Origin of the sequence: Pseudomonas nitroreducens, assembly GCF_010994165.1 — a bacterium.
In the GTDB taxonomy this organism is placed as follows: Bacteria; Pseudomonadota; Gammaproteobacteria; order Pseudomonadales; family Pseudomonadaceae; genus Pseudomonas; species Pseudomonas nitroreducens.
In genome coordinates this window covers 357,492-375,679 of record NZ_WMBX01000004.1, presented here as the reverse complement: position 1 = coordinate 375,679, position 18,188 = coordinate 357,492, and the positions used below count along the sequence as shown (strand labels likewise).

At 65.3% G+C, this 18,188-nt stretch carries 15 protein-coding genes; 4 read left to right on the top strand and 11 right to left on the bottom strand.

Annotated features, from left to right (window positions below):
* Positions 1–55 precede the first annotated feature (55 nt).
* Together GJV37_RS19295 and GJV37_RS19290 are read right to left on the bottom strand one after the other, a co-directional pair.
* Positions 56–1,111, bottom strand: coding sequence for an ABC transporter substrate-binding protein (locus tag GJV37_RS19295; protein WP_193452854.1), 1,056 nt, complete (start codon positions 1,109–1,111; stop codon positions 56–58).
* A 17-nt stretch (positions 1,112–1,128) separates the two neighbouring features.
* Positions 1,129–2,283 (bottom strand): LLM class flavin-dependent oxidoreductase, encoded by a 1,155-nt coding sequence (locus GJV37_RS19290; RefSeq protein ID WP_024766376.1) that lies wholly within the window; start codon positions 2,281–2,283, stop codon positions 1,129–1,131.
* A gap of 339 nt (positions 2,284–2,622) precedes the next feature.
* Between GJV37_RS19290 and GJV37_RS19285 the strand changes: the two genes are divergently transcribed.
* Positions 2,623–3,354 (top strand): class II aldolase/adducin family protein, encoded by a 732-nt coding sequence (locus tag GJV37_RS19285; protein ID WP_065086296.1) that lies wholly within the window; start codon positions 2,623–2,625, stop codon positions 3,352–3,354.
* A gap of 251 nt (positions 3,355–3,605) precedes the next feature.
* On the opposite strand, the gene GJV37_RS19280 is transcribed toward GJV37_RS19285, so the two are convergent.
* The 6 genes from GJV37_RS19280 to GJV37_RS19255 all read right to left on the bottom strand — a co-directional run bounded on the left by GJV37_RS19280 (position 3,606) and on the right by GJV37_RS19255 (position 13,913).
* On the bottom strand, positions 3,606–4,796 hold the full coding sequence (locus GJV37_RS19280; RefSeq protein WP_193452853.1) for an MFS transporter: 1,191 nt from the start codon (positions 4,794–4,796) through the stop codon (positions 3,606–3,608).
* A 228-nt stretch (positions 4,797–5,024) separates the two neighbouring features.
* Entirely contained in the window at positions 5,025–6,434 is a 1,410-nt protein-coding gene (locus tag GJV37_RS19275) for an aldehyde dehydrogenase family protein (protein WP_193452852.1), read from the bottom strand.
* A 10-nt stretch (positions 6,435–6,444) separates the two neighbouring features.
* On the bottom strand, positions 6,445–8,040 hold the full coding sequence (locus GJV37_RS19270; protein ID WP_193452851.1) for a GMC family oxidoreductase: 1,596 nt from the start codon (positions 8,038–8,040) through the stop codon (positions 6,445–6,447).
* A 46-nt stretch (positions 8,041–8,086) separates the two neighbouring features.
* The gene (locus GJV37_RS19265) at positions 8,087–10,249 is read right to left on the bottom strand and encodes a TonB-dependent receptor family protein (RefSeq protein ID WP_246228402.1); all 2,163 of its coding nucleotides are present in this window, start codon (positions 10,247–10,249) and stop codon (positions 8,087–8,089) included.
* Between the two features lie 359 nt (positions 10,250–10,608).
* Entirely contained in the window at positions 10,609–11,682 is a 1,074-nt protein-coding gene (locus GJV37_RS19260) for an ABC transporter substrate-binding protein (RefSeq protein WP_193452849.1), read from the bottom strand.
* A 14-nt stretch (positions 11,683–11,696) separates the two neighbouring features.
* Complete coding sequence (locus GJV37_RS19255; RefSeq protein WP_024766383.1) at positions 11,697–13,913, bottom strand: TonB-dependent receptor; 2,217 nt, start codon at positions 13,911–13,913, stop codon at positions 11,697–11,699.
* A gap of 354 nt (positions 13,914–14,267) precedes the next feature.
* Here GJV37_RS19255 and GJV37_RS19250 point away from each other — a divergent pair, with 354 nt between their 5' ends.
* Positions 14,268–15,005, top strand: a complete 738-nt coding sequence (locus GJV37_RS19250; RefSeq protein ID WP_170858053.1) for a metallophosphoesterase — start codon at positions 14,268–14,270, stop codon at positions 15,003–15,005.
* A gap of 15 nt (positions 15,006–15,020) precedes the next feature.
* Here the strand turns inward: GJV37_RS19250 and GJV37_RS19245 are convergent, their stop codons facing one another.
* Positions 15,021–15,455: a CBS domain-containing protein gene (locus GJV37_RS19245; protein WP_024766385.1), complete on the bottom strand. Its 435-nt coding sequence runs from the start codon at positions 15,453–15,455 to the stop codon at positions 15,021–15,023.
* 176 nt (positions 15,456–15,631) lie between these two features.
* Between GJV37_RS19245 and GJV37_RS19240 the strand changes: the two genes are divergently transcribed.
* Both GJV37_RS19240 and GJV37_RS19235 read left to right on the top strand, forming a co-directional pair.
* Positions 15,632–15,814, top strand: a complete 183-nt coding sequence (locus GJV37_RS19240) for a hypothetical protein (RefSeq protein ID WP_024766386.1) — start codon at positions 15,632–15,634, stop codon at positions 15,812–15,814.
* Between the two features lie 77 nt (positions 15,815–15,891).
* A complete protein-coding gene (locus GJV37_RS19235; protein ID WP_169889132.1) occupies positions 15,892–16,605 on the top strand; it encodes a hypothetical protein in 714 nt (237 codons plus the stop codon).
* A 35-nt stretch (positions 16,606–16,640) separates the two neighbouring features.
* Here GJV37_RS19235 and GJV37_RS19230 read toward each other — a convergent pair whose 3' ends face one another.
* Positions 16,641–17,234, bottom strand: coding sequence for a transglycosylase SLT domain-containing protein (locus tag GJV37_RS19230; RefSeq protein ID WP_024766388.1), 594 nt, complete (start codon positions 17,232–17,234; stop codon positions 16,641–16,643).
* 357 nt (positions 17,235–17,591) lie between these two features.
* Entirely contained in the window at positions 17,592–17,987 is a 396-nt protein-coding gene (locus GJV37_RS19225; RefSeq protein ID WP_193452848.1) for a hypothetical protein, read from the bottom strand.
* Positions 17,988–18,188 lie beyond the last annotated feature (201 nt).

Sequence of the window (18,188 nt, the reverse complement as noted above, 5' to 3'; positions counted from 1 at the left end):
CCGTCGCGCGGGGGCCCAGGTCGAGAAACAGAGGGAGTCGCCCTCGTGACGTTGATCAGCCGGTCTTCTGTGCCAGGCGACTGCGCAGGGCTTCGAGCGGGCGAGGGTCGATCCACGCGCGCACGTCGACGCTTGCCGGGATGAAGTTCCAGCGTTGCAGGAAGTCGGTGAAGTCCTGCAGGGCGAGGATCGAGCCTTCGTCCAGGTTGGTGCGCAGGCGCAGGTGGGCGTCCTCGCCGTAGGCGGTGGCGACCCAGAATTCGCTGCTGTTGGTTTCTCGCGCCAGGTAGCGGCGGGTGTCATCCGGGTGCTGGTGGGCCCAGTCCTCGGCGCGCAGCACCGAGGCGAGGATCGCGGTGGCGGCGTCGGGGTGTTGCTCCAGCAGGTTGAGGTCGACGCTCAGGGTGCGCGGCGTGCCGTTGTTGGAGCGGATCAGCGGCTCCGGATGCGCGCCGGTGTCGATCACCGTGTGCAGGCCGAACTGCTGTGCCAGCTGCACGGCATGGGCGCCCTTGAGGAAGATCGCGTCGACTTCGCCACGCAGCAGGCCGACCAGTTCCGGGTTCTGGCTGCGCCGACGGCTGCCGCCATGGCCGGTGATGCCGACGATGTTGCTCGGCGCCTCGTCGCTGAAGGTGCCCTTCAGGCCGAAGTCCACCAGCTCCAGGTCACGCACTTCCAGGCCTTCCAGGCGCAAGGCGTTTTCCAGGCCGCGGATCGCCTGGGCGCGGGTGAAGTCGATCTGCGCGCCGCTCCAGTCGGGCAGGCCGAAGCGCCGGCCCTTGAGGTCGCGCACGGTACGGATGCCGCTCTCGGCGGTGGTCAGGATCAGCTGCGCTTCATCGGCCCAGGACAGGCCGATCACTCGGGTCTCGCGGCCGCTGGCGCGGGCCCAGATGGCCGGGATGTTGCCGCCATGGCGTACCGAGTTCTGCAGCGTGTGGTCGAAGTGCGACTCTCGCACTGCCTGGTCGGCGGACTCGCGCAGCGACTTGATCTGCGTGCCCTGCTCGGCAAGGGCTTCTTCCAGCCAGCCTTTCTGCACGGCGATGCCAAGGCCGGTGGGCACCGGGCAACGGGTGTACCAGAGGGTATCGAGGGGACGGGACATGTGCAGCTCCTTGTGGGTCAGGCGCGGGCCTTGAGTTCGTGGACGTCGGCCCGTTTGCCCTGCACCAGCGGCAGCACTTCCTGGCCGATGCGCAGGGCTTCTTCGAGGTGCGGATTGCCGGCGAGGATGAAGGTGGAGAAACCGGCGTCGCGGTATTCGGCGAGACGCTCGGCGACGTTCTCGTGGCTGCCCACCAGGCCGATGGTCGGCCCCGGCTTGGCCTTGCCGAAGCCGGCCCAGAGGTTGGGGCCCAGGATCAGGTCGTCGAAGCGCTCGACGTTCTGGTGGTAGGCGGTCTGCCGCGCGGCGCCGACGGAATCCGAGCCGGTGGCGAAGTTCTTGATGAAGGCGCTGGTGCGCGCGTCGATGCGCTCGTACTGGCGGCGCAGCTCGCTCCAGGCGGCCTCTTCGGTTTCGCGGGCGAACAGGTCGATGCGGATGCCGAAGCGGATTTCGCGGCCCTGCTTGTCGGCCAGCTCGCGCACGCGCTCCAGGTGCGGCTTGAGCTTGTCGATGGGTTCGGCCCAGTTCAGGTAGACGTCGGCGTGCTTCGCCGCGACGTCCAGTGCCGGGTCGGAGAAACCGGAGAAGTACACGCCCGGTTTGCGCACGTTGCGCAGCGCGATGGGCAGTGATCCGTTCTCCAGCTGGTAGATATCGCCCTGGTAGGAGAACTGCTCGTTCTTCCACAGGCCGTCGATGATGTCGAGGAACTCGCCGGTGCGCTGGTAGCGCTTGTCGTGCTCGAGGAAGTCGCCATTGGCGCGCTGGCTGGCGGGGTTGCCGCCGGTGATGATGTTCCACTCCAGGCGGTCGCGGGACAGGTGCTGGAGGATCGCGGCCTGCTGCGCAGCGTAGGCCGGCAAGGTCCAGGCGGCCTGGAAGGCAATGAGGAACTTGATCCGGCGGGTCTCGCGGGCCAGCGCGGCGGCAGCGATCCACGGCTCCGGTCCGGTGGGCAACAGCGCCCCTTCGAAGCCGGCGATCTCGGCGGCCTTGGCGACCTGGGCGATGTAGTCGATGTAGGTGAAACCGTCCGGTTCGCCGTTGGGCAGGCGGCCCGGGGCGATGTTGCCGGGGCGATCGATGTGGCTGCCGCGGTTGTTCTTGTCCGAGGCGAGATAGGGACCGTCGCTGCCCAGCGGCAGTCGCCAGAAGAATTCGGTGCTCATGGCCTTGCTCCTTTACGTTGCGGGGGCAGCGTCGTGCTGCTCGTGCAAGGTCTTCAGCAAGGGCTGTGCCCAAAGGCTGCAGGCCAGGCAGGGCGAGGCTTTCAGGGTGGTGTGCTGCTACGGCAGCAGGGCGTTTGTCTGTACAGCAGCAGTGGGTCAGCAGGGGATGCTGGGGGGGCAGCAATTTCGCCCGCTCAGCCGTGGCTAGTGTGCTGGTGTGATCGAATTTATTTCTTAACTACCTGATTAATATTGATATTTTTAAGTGGCACAAGTCCTGCTCAGTCTCTGCAACACCGCCACGCGGTTCATCCATCCCCGACTGCCAGGAGGCATTCCATGTCCACTCTCGATCCGCAACTCGCCAGCCAGCTCGAACAGGTCCGCCGCGACTTCGCCAAGGCCTTCCGCGTGCTCAAGGAGAGCCGCACCCTCACCGCCACCAACACCTACCAGGCCTATGTGCGCGTGCCGGACAGCGATCAGGTGATCGCCGTCCACGCGCCGACCCCCTGGGCCGACGACCAGGAAATCCGCGCGGTGGTTGCGACCTATGACGGCGAAGTGATCCTCGACGAAAGCATCCCCGGCGCGACTCCGCTCAGTGGCCGTGGTGCTGGTGGCAACGGCAAACGCTATGCGGCGATCTTTCAGGCACGCCCGGAAATCAATGTGGTGATCCACGTCCACACGCCGTACCTCGGCGGCTGGGCCAGCGCCCATCGCGTGCTGCCGATCCGCTACGCCGCTTCCCAGCGTGTGACCCTGGCCCGCGAGCTGCCGATCTACATCGACCGCCGCCAGCCCGAACCACTGTTCATCCTCGACCGTATCGCCGAGAACCCGCACACCCCGGCCATCCTCGAAGCCAACGGCGGCGCGACCTTCTGGAGCGACGACCTGATCAAGGCGTCCAAGCTGATCCTGCTGATCGAGGAAGGCGCCTACTTCCAGGGCCTCGCCGAAGGCCTCGGCGGCTCCCAGGAATTCGGCCCCGGCGTGCTGGAGCAGCAATGGAAAATGACCGGCCTCTGGGAGCAGCGCCAGAAGCTGCTGGGCGCGGCGGCCTGAGTATTCGCCTGAACTGAAAAAGCCCTCTTGCGAGGGCTTTTCTTTTGGCCTGGATTCTTCCGGGTGCTGCGCGCATTGCGCGTCTTTTGTAGGAGCGAGCTCACATTCGCGGCTTTCCGGCGCGCCTTTGTAGGATGGCGTGGAGCGAAGCGATACCCATCGCGTTCGCCCGACCATGGCTGGTGGGTATCGCAAGCTCCACCCATCCTACGGAAAGCGCGAGAGGAAGCGTCCTGTCGATGTCGATTCGGTCAGGCGGCTACCGGCGGTTCCGCAGGGCGCCAACGCAGCCCCAGCGGGAGCAGGAACAGCGGCAGCAGGCTGGCGACGATCAGGACGGCGAAGAACGGCAGGCGCGAGGGCAGGCTGAACAGCGGGAACAGCAGCACCGGGCCGAGGAACATCGACAGGTACAGCGCCTGCTCGGCCACGCCGCCGGCTCCCATCACGTCGCCGCCACGGCTCATGCGCGGGATGCTGGTGAACACCCAGGCGACGACGAAGCTGCCAACGAAGCCCTGGACGATCTTCGCCACGATGGCGGTGGATGCCGCGATGCCGGGGATGAACACCAGCACCTCCAGGACCACCCCGATCAACGCGCCGCCGACCACGGCCAGCGGGCCGAAGAAGCGCAGGTTGAGCACGAAGCCGGCGAGCAGCCCGGCCAGCACGCTGGAGAGGATGCCGATGGTGGAGATCACGCCGATGGTCGACGGCGCAACGCCCAGGCTGTGGATGAAATAGTCGGGGGTGATGGTCACCAGGCCCAGCGCCACGGTCAGCGGTGCGCCCACGGCCAGCGCAAGGCGCAGCACGGACGGGTCGGCGTAGAGGCGGAAGGTCTGGCGCAGGGAGTGGCGCTCGCTGCGGGTCGCCAGGTTCACCGATGGCAGCAGCGGCGTCGCCAGCAGCAGGACCAGCAACACCAGCGCGTGGCCGCTGAAGGCGTTGCGCCATTCGCCATGCTGGCCGCCGACATAGGGTGCCACGGCGAAGATGGCGATGGCGCCGCCCAGGGGCGAGGCTACCGACCAGAACGCCAGCGCGGTGGTGCGGCGATGGCCTTCGGTGGTGTGCACCAGCAGGGCGAGTGCGGCGAGCACCACGCTGATGTAGCCGGCGCCTTCGATGACACGCAGGGTGATCAGCGTGGTGAAATCTTCAGTGCGGCTCGCCAGGTAGCTGCACGCCGCCGCCAGCAACAGGCCGAAGACGATGGCACGGCGTTCGCCGACCCGCGCCACGATCCAGTTGACCAGCGGCGAGGCGAGGGCGGCGACCACCGCCACCGCCGACACGACCCAGCTGGCCCGCGAGGGGCTGATCGAGAAGGCGTTGGCGATGTCGGCGACCAGCAGGATGGTCTTGCCGTGGCACGCCGCGATGATCACGGCGAAGGCCAGGGTGAGCAGGATCGAGGGCCAGCTTCCGGCACGCATCGGGGAATCCTCTTTGAGAGTTGGGTTGGAATGGCTGTCTGTTTTCCGGTAAAGCCTGTGCCGGCGCTTTCCCCCTCACCCCAGCCCTCTCCCTCAAGGAGAGGGGGCAGTCCGCGCCGGCTGATGCGGTGGTTCCATCCGGCGCCGAACGGTGCCCTTTCCCGCTTGAGGAGCGGGGCGCGTAGCCAGGGGCAGGGTGAGGAGGCTTTGATCTGGATAAGCCGCGCCTCAGCGCCGCGAAACGTTGAGCACCTGCAGCTCGCTGAAGGCCTCGTAACCGCGTTGCCCGCCTTCGTAGCCGAGCCCGCTCCACTTGTGCCCGCCCTTGGGCGCGCCGGGCTGGATGTGGCCGTGCTGGTTGACCCAGGCCAGGCCCGCCTCCAGCCGCCCAGCGATGGCTTCGCCGCGCGCCAGGTCGCGGGTCCACACCGAGGCGCCGAGCCCGTAGCGGCTGGCGTTGGCCTGGGTAATGGCGTCCTCTTCGTTGCGGAAGGAGATCACCGGCAACACCGGGCCGAACTGTTCCTCGTCCACCAGCGCGACGCCGGCCGCCACGCCGCTGACCAGGGTCGGCGGGTAGAAGTAGCCGGGACCGTCGGGCCGCGTGCCGCCGCTGCGGATGCGCGCTCCGTGAGCCTTGGCGTCTTCCATCAGGGCGATGACCCGTTCCAGTTGCTGTGCGTTGGTCAGCGGCCCCAGTTCCGTCTGCGGGTCGAGCCCATGACCGAGGCGGGTGCGCTGGGCGCGCTCGGCGAGTTTCGCCAGTAGGGGCTCGAAGAGGCTGTCATGCACGTACAGGCGCTTGATCGCAAAGCACACCTGGCCGCTGTTCCAGAAGGCGCCCCAGAACAGCGGTTCGACGATGGCGTCGAGGTCGGCGTCTTCCAGTACCAGCGCGGCGTCGTTGCCGCCCAGTTCCAGGGTAAGACGCTTGAGGTCGTCCCCCGCGCCGGCATACAGGCGCTTTCCGGTGGCGACGCTGCCGGTGAAGGTCACGTGGCGCACTCGCGGATGACGTACCAGGTGTTCGCCAACCTCGCCCGCACCGGCAACCACGTTGAACACGCCAGCGGGGAACACATCGCCCAGCAGTCGCGCCAGCAGCAGGGTAGACAGCGGCGTGTGCTCCGAGGGCTTGGCCACCACGGTGTTGCCGGCGTGCAGGGCAGGCGCGATCTTCAATACCAGCAGGATCAGCGGGACGTTCCACGGGGTGATCGCGGCGACCACCCCCAGCGGTTTGCGGGTGATGCGCACCAGGCGCTCGCCGTCGTCGCGCAACTGGGTGTCGGCGGGTAGCTCCAGCTGCGCGTGGTGCTCGAAAGTGGCGGCGACGCCAGCCACTTCCTCCAGGGTCGAGCGCAGTGGGCGACCCTGTTCGCGGGTGATCAGCTCGGCCAGCGCCTGGGCATTCTCGCGTACTCGTTCGGCGGCTCGGGCCAGGCTCTGGCGGCGGACGTCGAGATCGGTGGCCCAGGCCGGGAAGGCGCGGTGTGCGGCATCCACCGCCGCGTCGACCTGCTCCAGGCTGGCGCGGGCGGCTTCGCCAACGATTTCTTCGCTGGCCGGGTCGATCACCCGGTCGTAGTGCTCGGCCGCCTGCAGGCGACCATCGATCAGCAGTTCATAGCGTGACATGGCGAGTTCCTCAGGCACCGCCCAGGATGGCGTCGGCGATTTTCTCGGCGAGCATCAGGGTCGGCAGGTTGGTGTTGGCGGTGGGGATCACCGGGATGATCGAGGCGTCGGCGACACGCAGGCCTTGCACGCCATGGACGCGACCGGCGCTGTCGACCACGGCCTGCGGGTCATCGGCGGTGCCGATGCGGCAGGTACCGCTGGGGTGCCAGACGCCGCCTATGTGCTGCCGCAGGTAGGCTTCCAGCGCCGTGTCGTCGGCCAGCAGGGTTTCCAGCTTCGGCCCGCCCGGTTGCGGCACGGCGAAGGGGGTAAGCGCCAATTGCAGTTCGTAGCGCGCCAGGACCGGGTGCTTGAACAGGCGCTGGATGGTGCGCAGCGCCACACGTGCGCGTTGCAGATCGCGAGGGTCGGAGAGCAGGTTGAAATCGACGTGCGGCGGGCTTGCCGGGTCGCGATCGCGCAAGGTCAGGCGGCCACTGGAGCTGGGTTTGTTGATCCAGAACAGCGCGTGGGCCACGCCGCGCTCGGCGTCCGCGCCGATGGCCAGGTAGAGGTCCGAGGGCGTGTCCGGATCGACGCCCGAGGACACCCGGATACCCAGTTGATGCGAGGTGCCGGGCCGTGCCAGCACGGCGTCCGAGCGGGCGGCATCGCCCAGGGTGGCGAGGGTGCCCAGCGAGCTGTGCTCCCACAGGTTGCCGCCGACGCCGGGGCGGTCGGCGATCACCTCGATGCCCAGCTCCTGCAACTGGCTGGCCGGGCCGATGCCGCTACGCAGCAGGAAGGCCGGCGATTGCAGCGCTCCGGCGGCGAGGATGACTTCGCCAGCCCCCACGGTGACGTGCTCACCGTTACGTTGCAGTTCGACGCCGGTGATGCGCGTGCCCTCGCGTTGCAGGCCGAGTACCTGGCTGTCGGTCCACAGCGTCAGGTTGGGCCGTGCGCGCACTGCTTCATCGAGGTAGCCGCGGGCGGCGGACACGCGCTGGCCATGCTCCAGGTTTACCGCGGGGGCGAAGTAGCCGTCGTCGAACACGCCGTTCTGGTCGCCGATGTCGCGCAGGCCTTCGGCTTGCAGCGCCGAGACCACGGAGCGGGTGAAGGGCGTCCAGTCGCGGGTGGAGACGCGGCTGATCGGGATCGGCCCGTCATGCCCGTGCAGCGGGCCGGCGTAGTCGGTGTCGCGTTCGAGCTTGCGGAAGTACGGCAGCACGTCGTCCCAGCCCCAGCCTTCGGCACCCAGCGCTGCCCACTGGTCGTAGTCGCGCGGCAGACCGCGGTTGGCCACCAGCACGTTGACGCTGGAGCCGCCGCCGAGCACGCGGGCCTGCTCGAGATAGCGCTCGGGGCGCTCGATGCCTTCGGGCTGCGCACCGTGGCGGACGCTCAGGTCCGGCCAGAAATAGCGATCGCGCAGTTCCAGGCGCAGGCGGAAGGGGTTGTGGCCGTCGAGGATTTCCGCCGGCGTGGCGTGGGGTGGGGTGTCCGGGCCGGCTTCGATGAGCAGGACGTGGCGTTGCGGGTCGGCGCTGAGGCGGCTGGCAAGCACGCTGCCGGCGCTGCCGCCGCCGACGATGATGTGGTCGTAGCGAGGAGTGGTCATGTCGCCTCCCGGCCCGGCGCTCCCGCACCGGGCGCGTGCAGGGTGATCAGAAGCCGACGGAGATGCCGGCGACCAGAGCGCGCGGTGCGCCCTTGTAGTACTTCGGCGCGCCGTAGAAGTCGCCGTCGGCCGGGTCGGCGGAGACCGTCCCCGAGTTCACGCCCGACAGGTAGTGCTTGTCGAAGACGTTGTTGAGGTTGAGCGTCAGGGTGGTTTCCTTCAGCGCGCTGCCCAGGTCCTTGAGGCGGTAGCCCAGGTTGGCGTCGAACACGGTGTAGCCGCCGATCTTCTCGTTGTTCGCCAGGTCGCCGTAGAAGCTGCCGGTGTGGCGGCCAAGGAAGTTGGCGTAGAAGGTCTGGTTGTCGTAGCCGATGCCGGCGCTGAACAGGTTGCGCGGGGTGTCGTAGAGCTGGTTGCCCTGGGTGTCGAGGCTGGCGCCGCCGGCGCTGTAGTCGTCGTCCTGGGTGGAACGCAGGTAGGTCCAGGAGGCGAAGTAGTTGAAGTTCGCCGGCAGCAGGCCGTTGAGCGACAGCTCCAGGCCCTTGGTGGTGACGTCGCCGGCGTTGAAGTAGGAGGTGACGCCGGAGACTTCCTCGAACGCCGCCTGGCGATCCTTGAACTTGTCGTAGAACAGTGCGGCGCTGAGCAGTACGTCGTCGGTGCTGTAGCGCCAGCCGATCTCCTGGTTCCAGGTGACTTCCGGTTTCTGCTTGTCGCCGCCATTGGCCTGGCCGTAGACCGAGGCGACCGCCGGAGTGCGCATGTTCGAGGTGGTGTTGTAGTAGAGCTGCTGCTGCGGGTCGAGCTGGTAGCTCAGGCTCAGGCTGGGCAGGAAGCGGTTGTAGTCGGCGCTGTCGTTGAAGCCGCTTAGGCGATCGTCGCCCTTGTTCTGCGTGTGCTGCCAGGCCAGGCCGCCGGTGAGGACGAGCTGCGAGGTGATGTCCCAGGTGTCCTGCACCCAGAGCTTCTGCGTGGTGATCTCGTTGCGCTGGTCGGTGAAGTAGATGGCATTGCCATTGCCGTCACGCAGCTTGTGGCTGCCGTCGATGCCGGCGGGTTTACCGTTACCCTTGATCTCGACCACCGGGAACTGGTTGCGCGCGTGGGTGTAGTCGGTCCACAGGCCCAGTTGCAGGGTGTGATCGTCGTTGACCAGGAAGTCCAGGGTGTTGGTGGAGCCGATGCGGTACTGCGTCGGGTAGACGCTCAGCGCGCCGGTCACCAGGGGATCGATGCGGTCGCCGTCGCCGTTGAGATCGGCGTTGACCTTGTTCTCATTGACCGGCACCACAGCCACGGCGGCGGTGCCGTCGGTGACGCGGACGAAGTACGGGTCGACCTTCAGCTGGACCTTGTCGGAGAGGTTGAACAGGCCATTGAGCGCATACGTCTGGATCTTGAAGTCCGCGCGCGAGGCCGCCGCGCTCTGGCCCGGCACGGTGACGTCGGGCACGCCGTTGGTGCCGTTGCCCTTGGTGGGGTAGATGTCGCGCGGGTAGCCCTGGTCGTACTTGTTGGCGCGGTACTCGGCGAGCGTCGGGTGGTTGTAGCTGTTGGTGCGCATCAGGAAGCTGGAGAAGATGCCGTTGATGCGGTTGCCGTCCCACTCGTACTGCAGGTTGCCTTCGTAACGGTTGGAGGACAGCTCGCCGCCGCTGTTGTCCCACAGGTCGGCGGTGGTGCGCGAGGCCGAGAGCCAGGCGGAGAAGCCGTTCACCTCGCCGGTATTGACCCGCGCGAAGGTGCGGAACAGGCTGTCGCTGCCGACGTTCTGCTTCACCAGCAAACCGCTTTCCCTGGTCGGCGCGACGGACTTGATCAGCACGCTGCCGCCACTGGCGGTAAGGGTCGGGGCGTTGATCGAGGAGGAGCCGTAAAGCACCGACACCGACTCGTAGTTTTCCGGGTCGCCCATGAAATCGGCGTGGGGCGTGAGGAACTGCGGGTCGTTGAGCGGGATGCCGTCGCGGACGAAACCGATCTGGTCCTGGGAGAAGCCGCGGATGTTCAATCCGCCTTCGGTGATGCCGCTGTTGTCACCGCCGCTGACGTGCACGCCGGGCAGGTATTTGAGGGCGCCGGTGACGGCGCTGTCGAGGCCGACGAACTTTTCCAGCTGGGATTTGGTGAGGGTGCCCTTGGAGACTGGGGCGACTTCCTTGCGGGCATCGCCGACCTGGGTTTCCTGGCTTTGTCCCTGGACGGTCACGGTACTCAATGTGACGTCTTCCGGGGATTTCGAGTTATCGGAAAGTGCAACTTCCGCGTTTAATAAAAGAGCGCTGGATAATGTTATGGCCAGCGGTTTGAAACGTAACTCTCTTGCATGTTTCATGGCGGTCGCTCGGGGATTTAAATACGTTGTGAGCAATCTTGAGCAAGCTCTGTGCCATGCGTTTTAGAGGGGTTAAAGCCAGTTTCTGGGTGTTTTTCTGCTGTTGCTGCAGCAACTGCGTATAACGTGGTGCTGGAGCAACTACTTGTTATGAACAGTTGTTCCTGGAAGTTTTCGAAAAACAATAAGGCCCCGATAACGGGGCCTTATTGTTTGGAGTGGCTTCAGGAATATCAGGGCTGGCTGGCGACGGTTTTTGCCTGGTCTTTCCAGAATCCCTCGAGCTGCTGATTCTTCAAACCCTGCTCGACGAACTTCGGTTCCAGCAGGTCATCCACCTTCACCTCGTTGCGGATCAGTTTTGCCTTGAGGCTATAGGCGATGCCGTCGGTGTAATGCTGGCGCAAGGCGTCGTCGTACAGTGGCGAGAAATGCGCGGGCCAGGGTTCGCCGGAGACCTCGCGCTGCAGCACGCTCAGCGGCACGCCGGAGCGCGACTGCGCTTCCTGGTAGGCCGCCTGGTTGGCGTCCTGGGAGACCCACCAGGCAGCTTTCAGGTAGGCGTCCACCACCAGTTGGGTGAGGTCGGGATGATCCTTGACGAAGTCCCGTGCGCCCCAGACTTCGGCGCGCATCTTCCAGTCGGCCGGGGCCTCCTTGCTCGACCAGATGATGTGGCCGACCTGCTTGTCTTCCAGCAGGAAGGCATCGCTGAGGGTGAAGAAGGCATCCACCCGCCCGGCGCTCAGCGCGGCGGCGCCAGCCTGCGGGTTGAGGTTGAAGATGCGGAAGTCCTCGAAGCCCAGGTGGTTGGCCTCCAGCAGCTTGGCGAACGACAGCTCCCACGGCCGGCCCCGGTGCAGGGCGATGCGCTTGCCTTTGAGGTCGGCGATGGATTTCGCGGTGGAGCCCGGCGGCACCACGAGGTAGACGTTGTTGCCGATGCCGCCGGGGACGATCAGTTGGGTTCGTACGCCCGAGGCGTTGGCGATGATCGACGGCAGGTCGCCATAGAAGGCGAAGTCGATGCGCTTGTTGGCAAACTCTTCGTTGACGAAGGTACCCACCGAGCCGGTGGTCGCGGGCACCCACTCGAGCTTGATGTTGCGCTGGGCCAGTTGCTGTTCCAGCCACTTGTCGCGGTCGATGACGGCGGCCGGGCCGTTGAAGGTGATTTGCCCGGCGTTGGCGTAGGCCACGGTGGCGATGCGCAGGGTAGTGGGCTGCTCGACGGCCAGGGCGTAGCCTGCGAGCAGCACGGTGGCGGCCGGCAGCAGCCGGCGCAGCGCGCGATGCAGAAGGTTCATGGTCTTGTCCTCACTCAGAAGTCGGTGGTGACCGAGACGCCAAAGGTGCGCGGATCACCGAACATGACTGCGGCGGTCTGGTAGCCGGTGGGCAGGGTGTGGTTGCGGTACTCCTTGTCGGTGAGGTTGTTCACGTAGGCGGTGACGCGGGTGGTCTCGCCTGGCAGTTCGTAGGTCACCCGCGCGTTGCCCAGGGTGTAGCCACCGGTGCGCATGTTCTGGCTCTGGTCGTTGGTGAAGAAGTACTGGCGGCTGCGGGTGTTCCAGTCGGTGCCCAGTACCACCGCGCCGCCGACGTTGAGCGGGATGCGGTAGTCGGCGCCGATGACTGCAGAAACGTTCGGTGCGCGGACGAAGTGGTTGCCGGAGTAATCGTTCGGGCCGGAGGTGTAGTCGGTGAACTCGGTGTGCAGCAGGCCCAGGCCGAAGTTGACGTGCAGGTTCTGCACCGGGATGGCTTCGAGCTCGAACTCGGCGCCGTAGGCCTCGCCCTGGGCGCCGTTGGCCAGGCGCGAGACGGTCTGGTTGTTCACCGCGGTGACGATGTTGAGCTGGATGTCCTTGTAGTCGTAGTAGAAGACGCTGGCGTTGGCGTTCAGGCGGCCGTCGAACCATTCCGACTTCAAGCCCAGCTCGTAGGAGGTGAGGTATTCCGGATCGACCTTGGCCACGGTGGCCTGGCTGGTGACGCCAGCGTTGTAGCCGCCGGAACGGAAGCCACGGGCATAGCGGAAGTAGGCGCGGGCGTTGTCGGAGATCCGGTATTCCGGCGTCAGGTCCCAGCTGTAGTCGCTCCAGGTGTTGCTCTCGTCCTGGGTGGCGTTGACGATCAGCGGCGAGTCGACGTTGCCCGGCTGCCACCAGTGGCCATCGCCGAAGCTCGCCGCGCCGCGGTTGACCAGGCGCTCGAGGTCGATGTCCTTGGTTTCACGGGTCCAGCGCAGGCCGGCGGTGAGGCTGAAGTCGTCGGTGAAGTTGTAGGTGGTGCTGCCGAAGATGGCGTAGCTCTCGGTCTTCTGGTCGTAGCTGACGTTGTTGTAGTAACTGGGCACGTAGACGTTGGGCAGCGCCGCGTTGGCGTTCTTCGACTCCAGGTCCTCGTTGAAGTAGTGGAAGCCCAGCACCCAGTTCAGCCGGTCGCTGCGCGGCGAGGCCAGGCGCAGTTCCTGCGACCATTGCTGGCTGTCGGCATAGCTGTAGCTGCGCTGCAGTTCCAGCGGGGTGTTGTCGCTGTCGGTCCAGCCGTCGCGGGTGAAGTGTTCGAAGGCGGTGATGGAGGTCAGCTCCAGCTCGCCCAGCTGCCAGACGAGATTGAGGTTGCTGCCGGCCTGGTCGATTTCGGCCTGGTACTTGGCGTTGAAGTTGGCCTTGCCCAGTTTCGGGTCGATGGAGTAGCCGAACTGGTTGGTGCCGTCCGGACGGGTGCCGTAGCTCACGGTGTTGTAGCTGGCGGTGTCGTGGTAGTGGCGGGCGTGGACGTTGAGGTTGGCGTCGAGGTTGTCATTGACCCGCGCGGCCAGTTGCAGGCGCACGGCGTCGTCTTCCAGCGCACCCTGGTCGTTGCCGTCGTTCTTGTTCTCGGTGTAGCCGTCGCGGCCCTGGTGATGGAAGGACACACGGCCGGCCAGCTTGTCGTCCACCAGCGCATCGCTCACCGCACCTTCGACGATGCGGTTGGCGTAATTGCCCATGTCGACCTTGAAGTAGCCCTCGGGGCTGAAGGTCGGCTTGCGCGAGATGAAGTTGATCGCGCCGCCGGTGGTGTTCTTGCCCCACAGCGTGCCCTGCGGGCCGCGCAGCACTTCCACGCGTTCCTGGTCGAACAGCGGGAAACCGGTGGCGCTGATGTTGGCGATGTAGACGTCGTCGACGTAGATGCCGATCGGACTCACCGTGTTAGCGCCCTGGTCGCCGGTGCCCAGGCCGCGAATCCACCAGCGCGGGCGGCCGTGGCCGTCGGTGGTGCCGGCGGAGGCGTTGGGGGTATAGCGGGTGACTTCGTTGGCCGATTGCAGGGACGAATCGCGGATCTTTTCGCCGCTCAGCACGGTGATCGGCGCCGGCACTTCCTGTACCGACTCCTCGCGTTTCTGTGCAGTCACCACCACCTTGCCGAGGGTCGTTGCGGCGCCGCTGTCTTCTTTGTTCTGCGTATCGCCGTCGGCAGCCTGCACGGTGATGCTGGCGAGGCTCGCCAGGATGGCGAGGGAAAGGGTATTGCGTTTGAACATGGTGTCCCCAGGAGGGCGGCGAAAGGACGGCTGGCTCTGTGGTGCTCGGTCGTCGCCGCAAGGCATGAAGCTGTTATTGCGTTGCTCTTGTGCTGGCTCACGCGTGATGAAGGCCGGAAGGCTGCTGGGGACATCGCAACATCCGTACCGCTTTCTGATTGAATATTAAGGTACTGATATATAAGTATTTTTATAGATCGTTGCGGCGGCTGTGCTGCTGTGGCAGCAGTGCATGCTGGGCCGCCGCTGCCTGGGCAACAGCGAGTCAGCAGGCGCTTGAGGCTTTCGTCGAACGATATCGGGAACGCCATTTGCAGCTGATAAGCTGGTCTCTCGAAAGCCCTGGAGTTGGTAATGAACACGCATTTGCCGGAGCAGCCTCTGCAACGCTTCCCGCGTAACCAGCTGGGGCGCGATTTCGTGGTGGGGGATGTGCACGGCCATTTCGAACTGCTGCAGCGTTTGCTCGACCGGGTCGGATTCGATTCATCCGCCGACCGCCTGTTTGCCGCCGGCGACCTGGTGGACCGCGGTCCCTATTCGCCGCAGGTGCTCGACTGGCTGGCCAAGCCCTGGTTCGCCTCGGTACGCGGCAACCACGAACAACTGGTGATCGACGTGGTGCTGGCTGGCGAGGACCGCGACCTGCATTTCCGTAACGGTGGCGCCTGGCTGTACAAGCTCACGCCGGTGACCCGCGAGCGCATCGCCCGGCGTCTGTTGCAATTGCCACTGGTGATCGAGGTCGAGCTGGACGAAGGCCAGCGTATCGGCATCGTCCACGCGGAGGCGCCGGTTTCGCCGGCCTTCCCGGATTGGAGCAGCGGCGTTGCCGCGCTGGCCGGCGAACTGGGCGACAGCGCCCGGCGCAACGCCGTTGGCCTGGCAATGTGGGCGCGTACGCGGATCGAGAAAGAGGACGCGACTGCCATCGCCGGGCTGGAGCGCCTGTACGTCGGCCATACCGCGCAAAGTGCCGTGCGCTCGCTGGGCAACACCCACTACATCGACACGGGCAGCGGCTATACCGACGGGTGCCTGAGCATCGTCGACATGCGCAGTGGTGACGTGGAAACGGCGGCCGCACGCTGAGCGACCGCCGGGCGATCACTCGCCGCGGATGTACTGTTCCAGTTGCTGGATCAGCTCGGCCTGTTCCGCGATGGCGGCCTTCACCAGGTCGCCGATGGACAGCAGCCCGAGCAGTTCGCCGTTCTCGACCACCGGCAGGTGGCGCAGGTGGCGCTCGGTCATGATGCCCATGCACTTGTCGACGTTCAGGTGGGTGTCCACGGTGATCACCGGCGCGGTCATTACTGCGCTGATCGGCGTGTCTTCCGAGTTGCGCCCCTTGAGTGCCAGGCGGCGGGCGTAGTCGCGCTCGCTGAAGAAGCCGACCAGCTGGTTGGCCTCCACCACCGGCAGGCCGCCGAGGTTCTTCTCCGCCATCAGGCGCAACGCGTCGACCACCATCGCGTCCGGGGCGATGGTGTAAACCTGCTGGTCCGCCTTGGCGTTCAACAGCTGAGCCACAGTCTTCATTCCTACCCCCTGTTCGTCGTTCACGGCGCGATGCCCGTGGTTCATAGAGAATCGTGGACGAATCGCGATCCGGCAAGGCCGCAAAGCGGCGTCCGCCGTCACGACAGCGTCATCCGCCCGCGACGCGACTTATACTGTGATTCCCTTCCCCGTTTCCCCCCCACGAAAGACCGGCCATGACTGACGACGATCTCGACCTCCACGAGCCCGAACACGACCATCTTCTGGACCTCGACGACGACCTCGACGGCCTGCTGGAGGAGGACGCGGCGTTCTTCGAGGATCAGCCCGACGATCATGAGGACGGCGACGAGGAAGCGGACGAGTATCAGTCGGGCCTGGATGACGAGGACTGGTAGAGGACCGACCTCCGGACGATATCCGGGCGTCATGATTGGCTGGCAGAATGCCGGCCAGACAATAAAGAGAAAGCACCATGCGCTACGTCACGCTCGCCCTGGCCGTCTCCCTGCTCTGCGGATGTTCCTCGGACGTCCGCCGGGATGACCGCACCGCGCCCATCTCCCTCTATCGAGACACCCGCCATGTGATGGTGGTGAATTTCCAGCCCGACGCCACGGTAGCGGCCAACCCGCGCTGGGGAGCGCTGAAAGCCAGTTGGCGCGAGGCGCTGCGTGACGAGGCGGATTCGGCGGACTACCAGCTCACCGAGCAGGATGGCGAACCGCGCGCCACCGATACCCTGTCCACCCTGGTGGTGATCGAAGTGGGCGCCGGTCATAGCGCGAACAACCGCACGAGCAGCGACGGTGAGGAGTGGATCACCTCCACCGTGCGTTATCACGATGGCCTGACCGGCCAGTTGCTCGCCTCGCGGCGCTACGAAAGCAAAGCCGATGGTGATCTGTTCCGTTCCATGAGTTCGTCCGAAGTCGGCGCCGTGTCCGAGCAGATAGTCGAAGAGATCACCGGAGCCCTGCTGGTCGCCCGCCCGTCGCGCAGCCTGCCTGCCCGCACGCCGGCGCAGCCGCCGGAGGCCGTGCCGCAGCCGGTTTCGCCCACCGCGGCGGAAACGGTCGCCCATGTCTCCCAGCCATTGACCAAGGAGCAGCGCCTGATGGAGCTGCAGCGGCGCAACCTGCCATACGAGGAATACCGCGACGAATATCAGCGGATCATGGGGCGCTGAGCGCCCCTGCACCGTCGCGCGAACATTCGGGGTTGCTAGAACCAGCCGCTGTTCGACAGTTCCTGTTCACAGCTCTTGTACTGGGCGCCGTATAGCGAGGCGCGAGCCTGGACCTTCTGTGACGTCGCCTTCAGCCAGGGCTTCGCGTCATAGCTGCGCTGGCGATAGCCGCCCCAGCCCTCGTGGTAGTTCAGGTACTGGGCATAGGCGTCCCACTTGGAGACCCGGTTCACGCTGTAGGTCTTGTTCATGTACCAGCCCATGAAGTCCAGCGCATCGGCGAAGTCGTCGCGGTCGGCGCCCCAGCCTCCCGCTTCCTTCTTGTAGTCAGCCCAGGTCTCGTCCTTGGCCTGGGCGTAGCCGTAGGCGGAACTGACCCGGCCCCAGGGAATGAAGCCGAGGAAGTAATAGCGCGGTGGCAGGGCGTCGTGCCTGAAGGAAGACTCCTGGTACATCATCGCCATCGGCACCTGGATCGTCCCGCCCCAGCGCTTCTGCACCTTCAGCGCCGCTTCGTGCCATTTCGGCTTTTCGCGAAAGATCTCGCAGAGGTTCTCGGGGTGCGCCGGAGGTTGGGTGGCGCACCCGGAAAGGGCCAGGAGGAGGGCTGGCAGCAGAAGCCGGAGCATGGGGCGGTTTGTCCTTTTCGCGCGCGATGGCGCAAGGCTTATACAACCTTGGGTGGTGAAGAGGAATCGTCGGGCGCCGAGGATAACCCTCGCCTCCGGGCCTGCCGGGATGCCCGGTTCGCACAGTGGGGCGCCGGCAAGCGGCGCAGGGCTTTACAGGCAGAAACGAAAAAGCCCGCTAAGAGCGGGCCTTTCAGGCGGTTTCGCAGATTGCCGGAGGCAACTCGAAACAAGGCAGATGGCGCCCAGGCGAGCCTCTAACCTGTTTTGTATGTGTATGATAAATAATGATTTTTCGATCATTATTTTCTTGGGTGTACATGCAGGTGTACACAGTGCTGGCTACTGCTCAATGAATCAACTGTCCTTCAGACCCTCTGTGCCAGTCTGCATACTGCGCAGCAACGCATCGCTTTTGGCAGTCCAGATCTTTGGAGCGGCATACCCCACGACGAATGACAGCGCCCAAACTTTCGCGAATGTCGCAGCTGTCTCATGAAGGGTGCCTACGAAGTAAAGACCAAACACGAATCCAAGAATTGCACCGAGCAAGAAGCGCATGGTCAGCCACGCTCCGCGAGCTCTCCGGAGCTCCTCCGACGCGAAATAGGTAATACCTTCCTGTCTAGGGGGGCCGTTAGGGTTAATTGTGGCCACTATCGCTTGAGCCAGGCTGCCGAAAAAACCGCCGATAGTGCAGGCAACCAACAACGCGAAGTCGTAGCCGGTGAAGCCTATAACGTTGAGGTCCATTCTCATCTAATCCTTATGGCCGCTATCGCCGCTAGGCTAGCTGATGTCAGCCATCCAGCGTGAGGCTAAGGGCATCGGTTGCCAAACCGATGGACCCAGTTAACCAGTTAACTAACTATCAGAGCCTACCACTAGCGCTAGGACGGGGTTCGAATCACCCTTATGGCCTCCGTCATGTCAGGGGCCCCCGGCTATCATCGC